This is a genomic window from Pseudoalteromonas sp. OANN1 (genome assembly GCF_024124685.1).
Classification (GTDB): Bacteria; Pseudomonadota; Gammaproteobacteria; order Enterobacterales; family Alteromonadaceae; genus Pseudoalteromonas; species Pseudoalteromonas piscicida.
In genome coordinates this window covers 203,539-217,282 of sequence record NZ_JAMXSE010000004.1, presented here as the reverse complement: position 1 = coordinate 217,282, position 13,744 = coordinate 203,539, and the positions used below count along the sequence as shown (strand labels likewise).

The window sequence follows — 13,744 nt, the reverse complement described above, 5'->3', positions numbered from 1 at the left end:
CCTGATAATATTTGATTAACGGCGACCCTCACGGCGCAAAGCACCCTGAGTAAACTCGTTATCGTTGAAAGACTGACTGAAGTCGTACATGTCTTCTTCGTTATCTAACCCAATCGCAAGGTAGCGACGAGAGTTTAGATCATGATAGACATCCAACGTACTCCAATGTGTCGGCACTTCGTAGTAATTAAGACCATGTGCCATCGCAACGCGATACATCTGGTCACGGTTATCATAGATATCCGTTACGTGGATTTGCCAGCTATCTTCATCAATATAGAACACACGCTTTTTGTAAATATGGCGAGTACCTTCTTTCAGGTTAGCTTCAACTACCCATACGCGGTGCTTTTCATATCGTACATGCTCTGGGTTAATATGACCGGCCATCAAGATATCATCATACTTCAGCTTGTCGCTATGTAGTTTGTAACTGTTGTAAGGGATATACATCTCTTTTTTGCCAACAAGTTTCCAATCATAACGGTTTGGAGAGCCGTTAAACATATCAAAGTCATCTGTTGTACGTAAGCTATCTGACGCAGTTCCTGGTGCATCATATGCAACGTTTGGCGCACGTCTTACACGACGCTGGCCTGCGTTATAGGTCCAAGCCTGACGAGGTGTCAAAATTTGGTCCATGGTTTCATGTACAAGCAATGCAGTTCCAGCAAGACGTGCAGGTTCTGTCACTTGCTGCTTAAACTTAAACAGGATATTTGACTCTTGCAACGCTTCAGGGGTTGCGTCTGTTGCAGAGTACTTAACCAATAGTTGCTCATCGAAACCGATAATGTTGTAAGCCCCTGACTCCGTAGGCATCGCTTGACCGCCGAAACGTGCAATCGACAAGCCACGGAAACGCAATAGGTGGTTCCAGATAGCTTCTAAGCCATCTTTTGGCACCGGAAACGGAATACCGATAGCAGTATTTTTAATGCCGTTACCACCTTCGATCAGCTCTGCTGTAGATGCGTATTTCTTTGTCGCATCATACACAAACTGCGGATAAGACGCGCTGCGTCTAGTTGGGTAGATGTTCATTTTGAACGTTTCTGGATACGTTTCAAATAACGCAATTTGACCAGGACTTAACAATGACTTGTATTTATCTAAATTTGATTTATCAATCGTGAACAATACTTTGTCATCAGCAAATGGATCTGGATGGTGCATGCCCACTTCATAACCAGCTGGAGGCGCAGTGATCCCACCATTCCACGCAGGAATACTGCCATCAGCATTACCCGCTTTCTCTGCACCGATAGGCGTCAAGTCTTTACCTAAACGTGCAACTTCGTCAGCGCTCATCTTCGCCATAGCGCTACTGGCAGACAGCATTGTAATTATTGTTGCTGCGATAAATGTAGGTTTTCTAAACATATCGAAAGCCCTTAAATTGAATACTTAATGTTGAATGAGATGAAATCACGGTCCGCAAAGGTATTCGTCTTACCACCACCCCAAAACGTGTTATAGCCAAAATCAAATGACCACGAATTTAGGTAGTTAAAGTTAAGATTAATGCCTAGCGATTTACGATCCTCAATGAACAAGAACATAGGATCCGGGGTGATACCGTTTACATCGTGTGAGAACACTACGCGTGGAGAAAAATTCACACCACTGAATAGGTTGTTATACTCACCCTTAGCAATAAGGCGATAGCCCCATGCAGAAGCCGATGGGAATGGGTTGGTCTCTGGACCGTTTGAAACCGCTTGGTGGATAAGATTGTAATCTCGGCCAGAAAGCCCCTCAATCGTGCCACTTCGGCCAGTACCTGAAACATTCAAACGAAGCTCATCATACTCTGGCATGTCTTTAATGGTAACAGCACCGACTTCACCAACCACTGCCCAGCTATCTGCGCCTAGCGATGGTCCGAACAAATGTGTTGCAGTAAACTGTGCTTGAATAGTGTCTCGCAAAATATAACCTTGCGCGACTTCACCAGGACCCACATAAGCGATATCGTCACCTTGACTAAGCTGAGATAAACCAGCCAAATCATCACGCAGACCCGCAGCAGCCAACTGCTCAACCATACCTGCGTAAAGTAGTTCAACGTCATCTATCTGCAGTGGTTCATCTTGTCTATATGCCACTTCACCAGCAAATGCGGTTTCACCAATCGCAGTATTAAAACTTAAGCCATACAGTTTGATGTCTTCTGGGTAGGTAATTTGCGCTTGAGTAAAGGCATTTAGGTTAGTGACATTGTCTGCAGTAATTTGATTTTGTGCGATGTAAGCTAAATCCGCCATTATCGCTTGCTGTGTAAAATTAGATGCTTTACCAGAAATCAAAGGTCTACGGCTGTGGTAATTAATGTAATACAAACCAAATTCAGTGTCGTTTAGCTCTGGAGAGAAAATACCTAAGCGTAAACCGTACTGACCACCATCATCAGGTTCGCTCTTACCGTTATTCCCTTTTCCTTTAAGCGCCACTTTAGTCGGATAAGCCATATACATGGACGCTGCAGCGCTGCCAACAGCTTGTGCTGTTGGTACTACGCCTTGAGCAACCAATGCGGCCGTTGCATCAGCATATAAGCTGTTTAACGCATCCGTTAGGTGATACAGATCGATATCAGGGTTTGAGGTAAAACCAAGTTGTACATTTTGCATATAACCATTTTCAGATGCAAAATCATTGGTTGAGAAGTAACTACCCGTTGCTGGCAACCTTGTTTCATGCCATTGATATTGGTAGAAGCCCTCTAGGTTTACATTCTCAGATAACACCACCGACGCCCAAAGCATACCTACAGGGATAAAGGCTTCTTTTACTTCAGAGCCTGGGGCTTTCAAACGGTCAATATCCACCGGGTTGACGTTAATACCATGGGAAATAAGTGTACTTTCACCCCAGTTAACTACTTGCTGACCTAAACGCACAGAAAGCGGGTTTTTACCATCATTCAGGTCAAAATCCGCCCATACAAACGCATCTAGTAAACGTAAATCAGAACAGACTTGTTTTCTGGTATCATCGTCTTCACATGGGTCAACTTTTTTGCCTGAAACAGGGTTGCTATATGCAAAATCACCATCTTCCATCGCAAAGTCATAGAAATACATGAAACGAGTGAATAAACCATAGTTATCTTTGGTAATCGCTAAATCATGGGTACCTTTTAACAGCTGAGAGAAAGTATCTCCAGAGTCAAAATTTAGGTTACCGGCATCACCATTATTTGAATAGGCACCCTGTTGCGACCAGATTTGTGACGAAGAATAGAGCGTATTGCCAGTGGTTGCTTTATAACCTGTCCAGTCGAACTGTGGATGATTACTTTTACCGATGAAATCAAAGTTACGCTCTTCAACGCGAATGCTTTGACCATAAGAAAAAGTTGAGTCGAAGGTAATTTCGAAATCACCAACCTCAAAACTTGCCGCGTGTACTGACGTGGCGGCAGCTCCCATTACAGCCGCACTAAGACCGAGCATGATTTTGTTTTTCACAAAGAGCGATCTTTTTATCATTATTTCTCCCCCTTTTGGCGGGTCATGTCTAGAGCTTAAGCTCTTAGAGTTATTGTTTTTTGTTGTCTAAACGATAGAAGCGAAACCGCGAAAATACAAATACTGCTCAACTAAATCAACGCTTTTTCGCCTCTAGGGGCGTATTTTACTCTTGGTAAGACGTCCTACCAGATAATTTATAACACGTATTTCAAGCTTATAACAAACTCATTTAACAAAAATAAAATATGTTTTGCAGTTCTACTTCGATTAAGTGACTTTTTCTAACGATAGAAACTTATTGCTATCATCCAAGATAAGACGGAACCTCCCCCTGATCCCAATTGATGAAATAAAGGGGCGAATACGCTCTGCGGGGAAACGAATACTCTTCCCCCCATCTTCAATCACTTGCACTGAAGTATAGTGACCGTAGTAGTAACCGAGGCACTTGTCATAGCTCAAATCCATGTAAAAGAAGTACTCTTTCATCTACTGCGCTAGCGCCTTTTCTACCTTCTCATATAAGTCGTCGCTTAAGCCTTCTAAGTTAGCCAAACGACTCAACTGCGCGCGCATCAGCTGTTGGCGCGTTTCATCGTAACGCTTCCATGACATGAACGGCGTGATCATACGAGACGCGTTTTGTGGATTGATGCTGTTTAGCTCCACTAATAGGTCTCCCAATAACGCATAGCCCATACCGTCTGTACGATGGAATTGGGCGGGGTTAGTTCTTGCGAAGCTTCCTATCAATGCACGAACACGGTTGGGATTGCCCTTGTCAAAGCAAGGATGCGTATAAAGCGTATTTATATTCGATATCACCTCGTCATTAGATAAACTTGCACTTAACGCAAACCATTTATCCATGACTAGGCTATCGTGACGCCATTGGCTATCGAATTGACTGAACAAACTTTCCATCTTTGTATGCTGCGCGGCGACAGCTGCTTTTAGTGATGCTAGCTTAGTGGTCATATTGCTTGATGAAAATTGATTATCTAGCGCGCTGTCCACACTATCAGAGTCTGTTTTCGCTAAGTAATAAAGTGCTTTATTTTTAAAGGCTCTGATCGCGACATCCTTTGCTTCTAATGAGCCTGAGTCTTGCAAAGACAAATAAGCGTGTTCAAACACCGATTGCAGTGATTGCGCAATTTGCATTTCAAATGCGTCGGAAATTGAAACGAGCTTGTCTACTGGGATAATTTCAAATTGACTAGCTAGCGTATCAAACGTTGGTAAAGTCAATAACTCAGCCAATAGCGCAAGGTCTCCATCTAATGTTTCCACCAATGCGGACAACGCGCTGAGGAGTTTTGGATCCAGTTTGAAATCGCCAGACGTAACCGCTCGTTTAACTTCAATCATAAAGATTTGCTGCATTGCTTCCCAGCGAGCGTAATCACTGCGCGCAAAACGCAATATGTGTAGTAACTCATCAATGGAATAACTGTACTCCATAAGTACAGGTGCTGAGAAATCTTCTAGCAATACAGGAACCGGTTTACTTATAACTTGCTCAAATTCAAACCGCTGTTCAAATTCAGTAATATCTAACGCCCGTTGTATTTCACCGTGCTTTGTTAGCAACGGGATGCTTTCACCTTGCTCATCCAAAAGCTCTAGCTTAAAAGGAATATGCAGTGGCGCTTTTACGGGGTCGCAATCGGCATGGCTTTGGCTCACCGTAATTGCGTATGTTTGTGCCTGTTCGTCATACTCTGTAGCCACTTTTACTCTTGGCGTGCCGAATTGCTCATACCATAGTTTAAATTGCGTTAAATCAACACCAGAAGCATCCATCATTGCATTAACGAAATCATCGCACGTCACAGCTTGTCCATCGTGACGCTCAAAGTAAAGCTTCATCCCTTTTTGGAAGTTTGCTTCCCCCAATAAGGTATGCATCATACGGATCACTTCAGCGCCTTTATTATAAACAGTAACGGTATAGAAATTATTCATTTCAATAACTTGCTGTGGCCTTATTGGGTGTGCCATTGGCCCTGCATCTTCCGCAAACTGATGTGTACGCATCGCCATTACTGCATCGATACGGTTTAGGCCTCGAGAACCTAGATCACTGCTAAACTCCTGATCTCTAAATACAGTTAGGCCTTCTTTTAAACTAAGCTGAAACCAATCTCGACAAGTAACCCGGTTCCCAGTCCAATTATGGAAGTATTCATGTCCAACTATCGATTCAATGGTGTGAAAGTCTCGGTCTGTCGCAGTCTCTTGGCTTGCCAACACACAGGCACTATTAAAAATATTTAGTCCCTTGTTTTCCATTGCCCCCATATTGAAAAAATCAACCGCAACAATCATGTATATATCGAGATCGTATTCCAAATCAAACCTTGACTCATCCCACTCCATGGCCTTTTTTAGTGACGTCATAGCATGGGGAGCTTTATGTAAATTGCCTTTATCGACAAATAGCGCCAACTTCACTTCTCTACCCGATTTAGTGAGATAGTTGTCTTCTAATACGTCAAAGTCGCCGGCAACCAAGGCAAACAAGTAGCTCGGTTTTTTGTGCGGATCGTGCCATTTTGCAAAATGTCTGCCGTCACTTAAGCTCCCTTCTTCAACTTTATTGCCATTTGATAATAAGTAACGATACTTTGACTCACCGATAATCGTCACCGTATAAGTCGTCAGTACATCAGGTCTATCCATAAAGTAGGTGATTTTTCTAAAACCTTCCGCTTCACATTGCGTGCAGTAAGCGCCATCAGAGAGGTATAAACCTTCAAGTGAGGTGTTTGTTTGCGGCGAAATTTTAGTGACAATTTTAAGCTCAAAGGCCTTTGGCAAGTTAGAAAGAATCAATTCAGAGTCAGATTTTTCAAGGCTTTGCCACTCTTCACCATTTACCTGACAAGATGCTAACTCTAAGTCGACACCATCTAATATTAATTGTGTCGCATCGCTCACAGCGACAAACTGACTTACGGCAGTCACAATGGTATTTCTTGGGCTTAACTCAAAGGTCAAGCAAAGCGTATCAACGGTATGGCTTGGTGCAAGGTAATCTTTAAGAAATTTGGCTTGTGGTTTTTGAGTCATATATAGTCCTTACAAAAACGCCCCAAAAAGGGGCGAGTGATAAAACAAATTTGCTATCGCCAATGCTAAGGATAGGCGTTTAATTTCTATTTGACCTGTTGGAAAAGGCCTGATCAAGATTGCAAATGCGCTATTTTACGCTTGCCCTGCTTTCTCATTCGGTTCTTCCGCGTTTACCGTTGGCGGCGTAATTTTAAGGATCTTGATACCAAGATACGCGTAGATAACCGCCAGCACAGGATTGATCAAGTTAAAGAATGCGTACATGGCATAATCAAACGGATTGATCAGTAGTACACTTTGCATATATGCACCACAGGTGTTCCAAGGGATCAGTGGACTGGTGATTGTGCCACCGTCTTCCAGCGTGCGAGAGAGGTTTACACTCTTCAAACCGCGCTTTTTATATTCTTCTTTGAACATACGACCAGGAACAACAATCGCGATGTACTGATCCGCGGCAACTAGATTTGTACCAATACAAGTTGCAATAGTCGAGGCAATTAGTGAGCCCGTGCTTTTTGCAATTTTAAGAATGCTGCGTACGAAGACATCAAGTAAACCAGTTTTTTCCATAATGGCGCCAAACATCAATGCCGTCATCACCAGCCAAGTTGTCGTTAGCATTGATGACATGCCACCGCCACTTAACAAGTCGTCCATTTTTGCATCGCCTGTTTGCAACGCAAAACCATCAAAGAAAGTCGCCCACACCAGTTTCACATAGCCCACTAACTCACCTTGGCTAGCATCAATTTGACTTGCAATAAGATCACCTTGGAACAGCACTGCCCATATCGCCCCCATCACCGCGCCGATTGAAATCGCCGGAAAAGCAGGCATCTTCTTGATAGCAAGCCCAAGCAGCACCAGCAAAGGAACTAGCATTAACAGGTTAATGTTGAAATTAGTCTGAAGTATCGAAACAATTTCATCTATTCGCCCCGCCTCGCTTGACGCTTCAGCATTAAAGCCCATGACAATAAATATAATAAGTGCGATTACAAAGCTAGGTACAGTGGTCCAAAGCATGTGCTGAATATGATCAAATAAATCACTACCAGCGACTGCAGGCGCTAAGTTTGTGGTTTCAGACAATGGGCTTAACTTATCACCAAAATAAGCACCTGAAATAACTGCACCCGCTGTCACGACTTGATCTAAGCCAAGCCCCGTCGCCACACCTAATAGCGCCACACCTATTGTTGCGGCCGTCGTCCATGAGCTACCTATACTCATCGCCACAATCCCACAAATCAAACAACTCGCGGCATAAAACCAACTTGGATTGATAATTTGTAGTCCGTAATAAATCAGTGTTGGGACCGTGCCAGACAGCAGCCAAGTACCTATTAAGGCACCTACCATCAATAAAATGATAATGGCGCCAAGAGAGATAGTTATCCCCTTTATCATCGCTTCTTCAAGCGTCTTCCACGTAAAACCGTTTTTTAGGCCGACAAGCGCCGCTGTGAATGTTGCAAAAAGCAAGGCTATTTGGTTTGGACCTGATGATGAACTGTCACCATAGAGGTACACCGCAGCACCAAGCAAAGCGACCAACAAAGTGATCGGAATAAGAGCGTCAATAAATGACGGCTGTTTTTGTTGTTTCAAAAGGAATACTCCTACGCACGACGACCCATGCTTATAATTATTTTATTTGCAGTATACCGTTTTGAGCCGTTTTGAGTAGCTAGGTTGCCAGTGGTCGAGCCACGCACCATTCTCAAAAAGCCTCAAAAGAGTATCAGCTTAGAAAATCTGGCAGATGATAACAAAATTTGTAAAGTAAAAGTAAGTGTAAAAGGCATAATAAAAGGCGCTTGAAGCGCCTTTTATTATTTATTAACTTCGTTTTTGGCTATCCGCCCGTATGAAATTAGGTCCTGCGTGATAAGCGCAGCCTCTTCAAGGTAAGGGTCTAACTCCGAAATAACCTCTGGTGCATCATCCAAATCTTTAACCGGCTCTAAACCGAGACGTTTCAACCTTTCATTAGTGCGTTTTAATACCAGATCATCGCGTTCTTCACGCTCCTTGATACGCTCGGCTTCAACTAATGAAATCGCCTTATCATCTTTGCGCGCTTTGTATTCTTCAATATCTTTATAAATATATTCGAATTCTGGCTCTACTTTTACTCGCTCATCATGGCGCTTACTCAAGTATTGAATAGTTGGCGACAAGTTATCTAGACTCGCATATTTTGCACGAACAATACTATCCCAAGGCAGTGCATTATCTTCTTGGCTCTCTCCCCACTCTTCAGGATTGATTGCCGACGGTAGCAAGATATCAGGGATCACGCCTTTATGTTGTGTACTGCCACCATCAATACGGTAAAACTTCGCAATAGTGTAGGTTACACTTCCCAAAGGATTTTCGAATAAATCGTAGTTTTTACCGAGGCCACGATGTTGTTGCACGGTGCCTTTACCAAAGGTTTGCTCACCAATCACCACTGCTCGACCATAATCCTGCATCGCGGCAGCAAAAATCTCAGATGCCGACGCACTGTAGCGGTCAACTAAAACGGTCAAAGGTCCATCGTAGAAGGTAATGCCATCTCTATCTTGTTGACTTTCAACACGGTTATAAGCGGTATGGATCTGAACAACTGGACCTTGGTCAAAGAATAAACCGGATAGCTGGGTCGCTTCGTAAAGCGAGCCACCACCATTTTGGCGAAGGTCAATGATAACCCCATCTACTTTGGCTTCTTTAAGTTTGGCGATTTCAGTTTTTACATCTTGAGAAAGATTATTGTAAAAACTCGGGATTTCTATCACGCCTATTTTGCTTTGTAGCTCAGAATATTTGGCTTCAAAGACAGAAGACTTAACTGCGCGGTCTTCCAATTTTACTTTGTCACGAACAATTTCAACGACTTTGGGCGTACCGTGACTATCAGTACCTTTAAGGTATTGAAGTCGAACCTTGGTTCCCTTAGGGCCTTTGATGAGATCGACCACATCATCTAAACGCCAGCCGATAACGTCTACAAATTCTTTATCATCTTGTGCTACGCCGATGATTTTGTCGTCCGGCTTAAGCTTTTCGGTTTTGTCCGCAGGGCCGCCTGGAACTAAACTCCGGATCACAGTGTAATCTTCATCGTAACTTAATACCGCACCAATACCTTCCAGCTCTAAGTCCATATCCATTTTGAACTGTTCAGCTCGGCGTGGCGAGAGATAGGAAGTGTGCGCTTCAATACTACGTGCGAACGCATTCATGATTACTTGAAATGCATCTTCACTGTTCGTTTGAACTAGGCGTTTTTGCGCGTTTTTGTAGCGCTTGGTAAGGACTTCTTTGGTCTCTTCCCAATTTTTGCCAGTCAATTTTAAGCGCAACGCATCAGATTTAACGCGCTGGCGCCAATATTCGTCAAGTTCGCTTGTCGCGGTTGCATAACTTTGCTCTTCTCTATCAAAAATGAACTCATCTTTTTTGTCAAAGTTCATTTCTTTGTCGAGTAAGCCAATGGCAAAATCATAGCGCTCAAAGCGACGCTTCATGCTTAGATTAAACATATCATAAGCAAAACCCAGTTTTCCTGAGATCAATGCATCATCAAATTGCTTACGATATTGTTGAAAACTATCGATATCCGACTGTAGAAGCAAAGACTTATTAAAGTCGATGGCTTCTACGTACCTATCGAAAATTTTATCCGATAAGCTGTCATCAAAACTGAAGCGTTTGTAGTGTTGTCGAGTAAATAGGTTAGTCACTCGTTTACTAGCCGTTGTGTGTTGCGCTTCAGGTTTAAGAACCGGCAAGTCCTTAATAGTGACTGTGCTTGTTGAGGCTAAAGTAACACTCGATACGAACGCGGCGACTAGGGAAATGAGTGGTAACTTTTTACTCATATACAACTCCTTACTGGATATATAGGCTATCTGCTTTAGTTTTAACTTGCATTCCTGTTACAAGCTCTACGTGCACTTCATCATTTTTGACTTCAGTGATAGTAGCGTTTACAAGCGCTTGACCAAGTTTAACTTTAACTTTGTTATTAACCTTGACCTGTTCAGCCGGTAAAGGTTCAACTTTACCACTGCGCTTTGGTTTAACTTCAGCAGGTTTATTACTCATTTTAGGGCGTTTTTGGTCTTGACGATCCCTAGAGTGAGGTTTCTTTTTGTAAGATTTTGTTTCGCCATCGCGATTGTTTGGACGCTGTGGCTTTTTACGCTTAGCCATTTTTGCACGGCTCTCGGCCAATGCTTTTTCTGCGTGTTCAACGTGCTCTTGTTCAACCTTTTCTGCTTGATTGCCGTCTAGGTCTACACGAAACTCGTTCTTCGTGACTGCTTCGAGATAACGCCAGTTTGAAGTGTATTTACGAAGTGCTTGACGAACTTGAGTTTTACTGACTTTGTCAGACCCCTCAATACGCTCAGCGATATCTTTGAAAATACCAACCTTTAATGGCTTAATCCCTTCCTTTTGCTTGAAGCAGTTAGGAAATTCTGAAAATAAGAAGTCTAATACTTCATTTGTGTCTTTTAGCTTGTTTGTGGTTTCCATTTTTAAACCTATTAATTACATCTGCTCATCGAGCGACGAGTTTATATAGTGTGTAACCCAGTCAATTAGCTCTTCTATATCTGCTTCAAGAAGCGCTAAATCACCGCGAAGATGTTCCCAAATACCTTCTATGAGCCTATCTATTGTGTCACAGTCTAAATCTTCGGGAAGCAAATCCCATGCGTGATGAATAAGTTCATTTAAGCGTTCTGCAACAACTTCTTCTTCGCCTTCCCAATCACCAACATCGGCGTAGGAAAACAAATAATCTTGTACCTGAAGCATATCTTTCATTAAAGCGTTTCCTCAAACGCTTTAACTAACGCTTCTAATCCGATCTTATCCTGCTCGTCAAATCTTGCCAGACTAGGACTGTCAATGTCTAGCACGGCAATCACTTTATTATCTTTAAAAACAGGGATCACAATTTCTGAATTTGATGCTGCATCGCAAGCAATGTGGCCAGCAAACGCATGAACATCCTCAACCAATTGCGTTTCACAAGTTGCAGCAGCTGTACCACACACCCCTTTACCAACAGGAATTCGAATGCAGGCAGGGTTGCCTTGGAATGGCCCAAGAACCAACTCTTCAGCGCTATCCATAAGATAAAAGCCTGCCCAGTTGATATCTTCAAGAGTTGTAAATAAAAGCGCACTCAAGTTTGCCATATTGGCAATCACATTGTGTTCACCACTGATTAGCCCTTGAGCTTGTTTAACTAAAGTCTGATAAAAGTCTTGCTTTTGCATTACCATCAAATTCACGAATTGAACGACAAAAGCTAAAGGTACTCTTTCGGAGAAATAATTAAAACCTTTTCGACTGAAAAAGTATTAATTATCTGTAAAACTGACACTGCTCGGTTAATTATCACTCAGTTTTACGATGACCTGCCCGTAAACCAAACAAGAATAGCCCCGCGGCGAGCATTGACATTAAGGCGTTAACAATAAAACCGACACCCGATTGTGCAGCGAAAAGATAGCTAAATACCGCACCACCAAGTAAGCCTAGTGTTAACAAACCACCATATTGCACCTTGTTGTACCTAAACATAAGGATATATCCGGGAACAACGAATAGACACATTGCAAGACCAACGATGTATGCGTTAGAAATTGCGCTGAGTAGTAAGTTAAAGAACATCTCACTGCGACCGAGTGTAAAGCTGTAGTAAATCCCAAGCACACCGCCCACAATTAACGGTGATAATAAAGAGAACCCAACCCCTTTGCCAACTTGTTTCATATTCAACACTCTCTACACTTATTATTCATTCAACACTATTGAGTATTGTGCAAGCAGTGCCTCGGCACTAGCCGACTTTGGTCTAATAGGTATTTTTATCGAGAGTATATCGGTGAAATCGCAAGATGGGAGATTTCTGATATCAGAAACAAAAAAGCCCTCAAATATGAGGGCTTTAAATGTGGCGGAGAGATAGGGATTTGAACCCTAGATACGCTATTAACGTATGCCGGTTTTCAAGACCGGTGCTTTCAACCACTCAGCCATCTCTCCAAAACCTATAATCCACGCTTTCAAGCATGAATCTAAAATAAGTGGCGGAGAGATAGGGATTTGAACCCTAGATACGCTATTAACGTATGCCGGTTTTCAAGACCGGTGCTTTCAACCACTCAGCCATCTCTCCGCAGCGGGGCGAATAATAGAGAATCCCCATGCGCTTGTGAAGCTTTTTTTTCAATTATTTGATCGTTTGCGTAAAATTTGGCTCAATCGTCTAAGAACCAGCCAAAATTATGCGTGTTTTTGATATTTCAGCGAACTTTTGAAAATATTCAAAGTCTTACGTATTGAGTAACAATTACCGTAGAGACCCAATTAACGACAGATATTGATCCAGAAATCATTGCCCCAACATATAACAATTGATACTCTTATCTCAGTTATTTTTGGGATCAGCATGTTTTATTAAGGAGCTTGAATCATGGCATTCAATCATTCATACAACACTGCAAAACCTGTCATGTCGACAATGGAAACAAACAAAGTGTTGAAAAACACTTACTTCCTATTGGCAATGACTTTAGCGTTCAGTGCAGTAACAGCCGCAATTTCAATGACAATGGCATTACCAGCGTTTACCGGTATTGTTTGTTCATTAGTTGCATTTGGTTTGCTATTTGTTATCGGTAAAAAAGCAAACTCATCTTCTGCTATCGGTCTTGTATTCTTATTTACTGGTATTTTAGGTTTCGGCCTTGGGCCTATGCTTAATCACTATGCTGCACTACCAAATGGTGGCATGTTGATAGCACAAGCTCTTGGCACAACAGCGTTAATTTTCTTCGGTTTATCAGCTTATGCACTAACCACGAAAAAAGACTTTTCGTTTATGGGCGGCTTTTTAACGGTTGGTTTAATCGTCGTTATTATCTCAAGCCTAGTAAACTTGTTCATTGGATCGAGCATCGCGTTTATGGCAATTAATGCGGCAGTCGTGTTATTAATGTCTGGCTTTATCCTTTATGATACAAGCCGAATTATCAACGGCGGCGAGACAAACTACGTGCTTGCAACTGTGAGCTTGTATTTAAGTATTTATAACTTATTTACCAGTATCCTTGCCCTTTTAGGCGCGTCGGATGACTAACTCAGAATTTCTGATAAAATAAGCCCCATTACGG

General features: G+C 42.5%; 11 protein-coding genes and 2 tRNA genes. 1 reads left to right on the top strand and 12 read right to left on the bottom strand.

From position 1 onward, the window contains the following. Window positions 1-15: 15 nt before the first annotated feature. The 12 genes from NH462_RS05790 to NH462_RS05735 all read right to left on the bottom strand — a co-directional run bounded on the left by NH462_RS05790 (window position 16) and on the right by NH462_RS05735 (window position 12,747). Complete coding sequence (locus tag NH462_RS05790) at window positions 16-1,383, bottom strand: DUF1329 domain-containing protein (RefSeq protein WP_017218691.1); 1,368 nt, start codon at window positions 1,381-1,383, stop codon at window positions 16-18. 11 nt (window positions 1,384-1,394) lie between these two features. Beyond that, a complete protein-coding gene (locus tag NH462_RS05785) occupies window positions 1,395-3,494 on the bottom strand; it encodes a DUF1302 domain-containing protein (protein WP_253104776.1) in 2,100 nt (699 codons plus the stop codon). 249 nt (window positions 3,495-3,743) lie between these two features. Continuing rightward, complete coding sequence (locus NH462_RS05780; RefSeq protein WP_010604628.1) at window positions 3,744-3,965, bottom strand: DUF2835 domain-containing protein; 222 nt, start codon at window positions 3,963-3,965, stop codon at window positions 3,744-3,746. Then, a complete protein-coding gene (pepN, locus tag NH462_RS05775) occupies window positions 3,966-6,551 on the bottom strand; it encodes an aminopeptidase N (RefSeq protein ID WP_253104773.1) in 2,586 nt (861 codons plus the stop codon). Between the two features lie 135 nt (window positions 6,552-6,686). Continuing rightward, window positions 6,687-8,168: a Na+/H+ antiporter NhaC gene (gene nhaC, locus NH462_RS05770; protein ID WP_010371552.1), complete on the bottom strand. Its 1,482-nt coding sequence runs from the start codon at window positions 8,166-8,168 to the stop codon at window positions 6,687-6,689. Window positions 8,169-8,392: 224 nt separating this feature from the next. After that, on the bottom strand, window positions 8,393-10,429 hold the full coding sequence (prc, locus tag NH462_RS05765) for a carboxy terminal-processing peptidase (RefSeq protein WP_253104770.1): 2,037 nt from the start codon (window positions 10,427-10,429) through the stop codon (window positions 8,393-8,395). Window positions 10,430-10,439: 10 nt separating this feature from the next. Then, a complete protein-coding gene (gene proQ / locus NH462_RS05760) occupies window positions 10,440-11,090 on the bottom strand; it encodes an RNA chaperone ProQ (protein WP_010604625.1) in 651 nt (216 codons plus the stop codon). 15 nt (window positions 11,091-11,105) lie between these two features. Continuing rightward, entirely contained in the window at window positions 11,106-11,384 is a 279-nt protein-coding gene (locus NH462_RS05755) for a hypothetical protein (protein WP_010371557.1), read from the bottom strand. Further along, window positions 11,384-11,842: a GAF domain-containing protein gene (locus tag NH462_RS05750; RefSeq protein WP_010371559.1), complete on the bottom strand. Its 459-nt coding sequence runs from the start codon at window positions 11,840-11,842 to the stop codon at window positions 11,384-11,386. The genes NH462_RS05755 and NH462_RS05750 overlap by 1 nt, the downstream gene beginning before the upstream one ends. Before the next feature lie 121 nt (window positions 11,843-11,963). After that, on the bottom strand, window positions 11,964-12,341 hold the full coding sequence (locus tag NH462_RS05745) for a hypothetical protein (RefSeq protein WP_010371562.1): 378 nt from the start codon (window positions 12,339-12,341) through the stop codon (window positions 11,964-11,966). 182 nt (window positions 12,342-12,523) lie between these two features. Then, a tRNA-Ser gene (locus tag NH462_RS05740) sits at window positions 12,524-12,614 on the bottom strand. 42 nt (window positions 12,615-12,656) lie between these two features. Then, window positions 12,657-12,747 (bottom strand) — tRNA-Ser (locus NH462_RS05735). A 297-nt stretch (window positions 12,748-13,044) separates the two neighbouring features. Here NH462_RS05735 and NH462_RS05730 point away from each other — a divergent pair. Beyond that, on the top strand, window positions 13,045-13,710 hold the full coding sequence (locus NH462_RS05730) for a Bax inhibitor-1/YccA family protein (protein WP_010604622.1): 666 nt from the start codon (window positions 13,045-13,047) through the stop codon (window positions 13,708-13,710). The last annotated feature ends 34 nt before the right edge of the window (window positions 13,711-13,744 follow it).

What these genes read in the sequence shown, in the direction of transcription:
- NH462_RS05790 (WP_017218691.1), bottom strand. Translation starts at nt 1,383, where the DNA reads ATGTTTAGAAAACCTACATTTATCGCAGCAACAATAATTACAATGCTG.
- NH462_RS05785 (WP_253104776.1), bottom strand. Translation starts at nt 3,494, where the DNA reads ATGATAAAAAGATCGCTCTTTGTGAAAAACAAAATCATGCTCGGTCTT.
- NH462_RS05780 (WP_010604628.1), bottom strand. Translation starts at nt 3,965, where the DNA reads ATGAAAGAGTACTTCTTTTACATGGATTTGAGCTATGACAAGTGCCTC.
- pepN (WP_253104773.1), bottom strand. Translation starts at nt 6,551, where the DNA reads ATGACTCAAAAACCACAAGCCAAATTTCTTAAAGATTACCTTGCACCA.
- prc (WP_253104770.1), bottom strand. Translation starts at nt 10,429, where the DNA reads ATGAGTAAAAAGTTACCACTCATTTCCCTAGTCGCCGCGTTCGTATCG.
- proQ (WP_010604625.1), bottom strand. Translation starts at nt 11,090, where the DNA reads ATGGAAACCACAAACAAGCTAAAAGACACAAATGAAGTATTAGACTTC.
- NH462_RS05755 (WP_010371557.1), bottom strand. Translation starts at nt 11,384, where the DNA reads ATGAAAGATATGCTTCAGGTACAAGATTATTTGTTTTCCTACGCCGAT.
- NH462_RS05750 (WP_010371559.1), bottom strand. Translation starts at nt 11,842, where the DNA reads ATGCAAAAGCAAGACTTTTATCAGACTTTAGTTAAACAAGCTCAAGGG.
- NH462_RS05745 (WP_010371562.1), bottom strand. Translation starts at nt 12,341, where the DNA reads ATGAAACAAGTTGGCAAAGGGGTTGGGTTCTCTTTATTATCACCGTTA.
- NH462_RS05730 (WP_010604622.1), top strand. Translation starts at nt 13,045, where the DNA reads ATGGCATTCAATCATTCATACAACACTGCAAAACCTGTCATGTCGACA.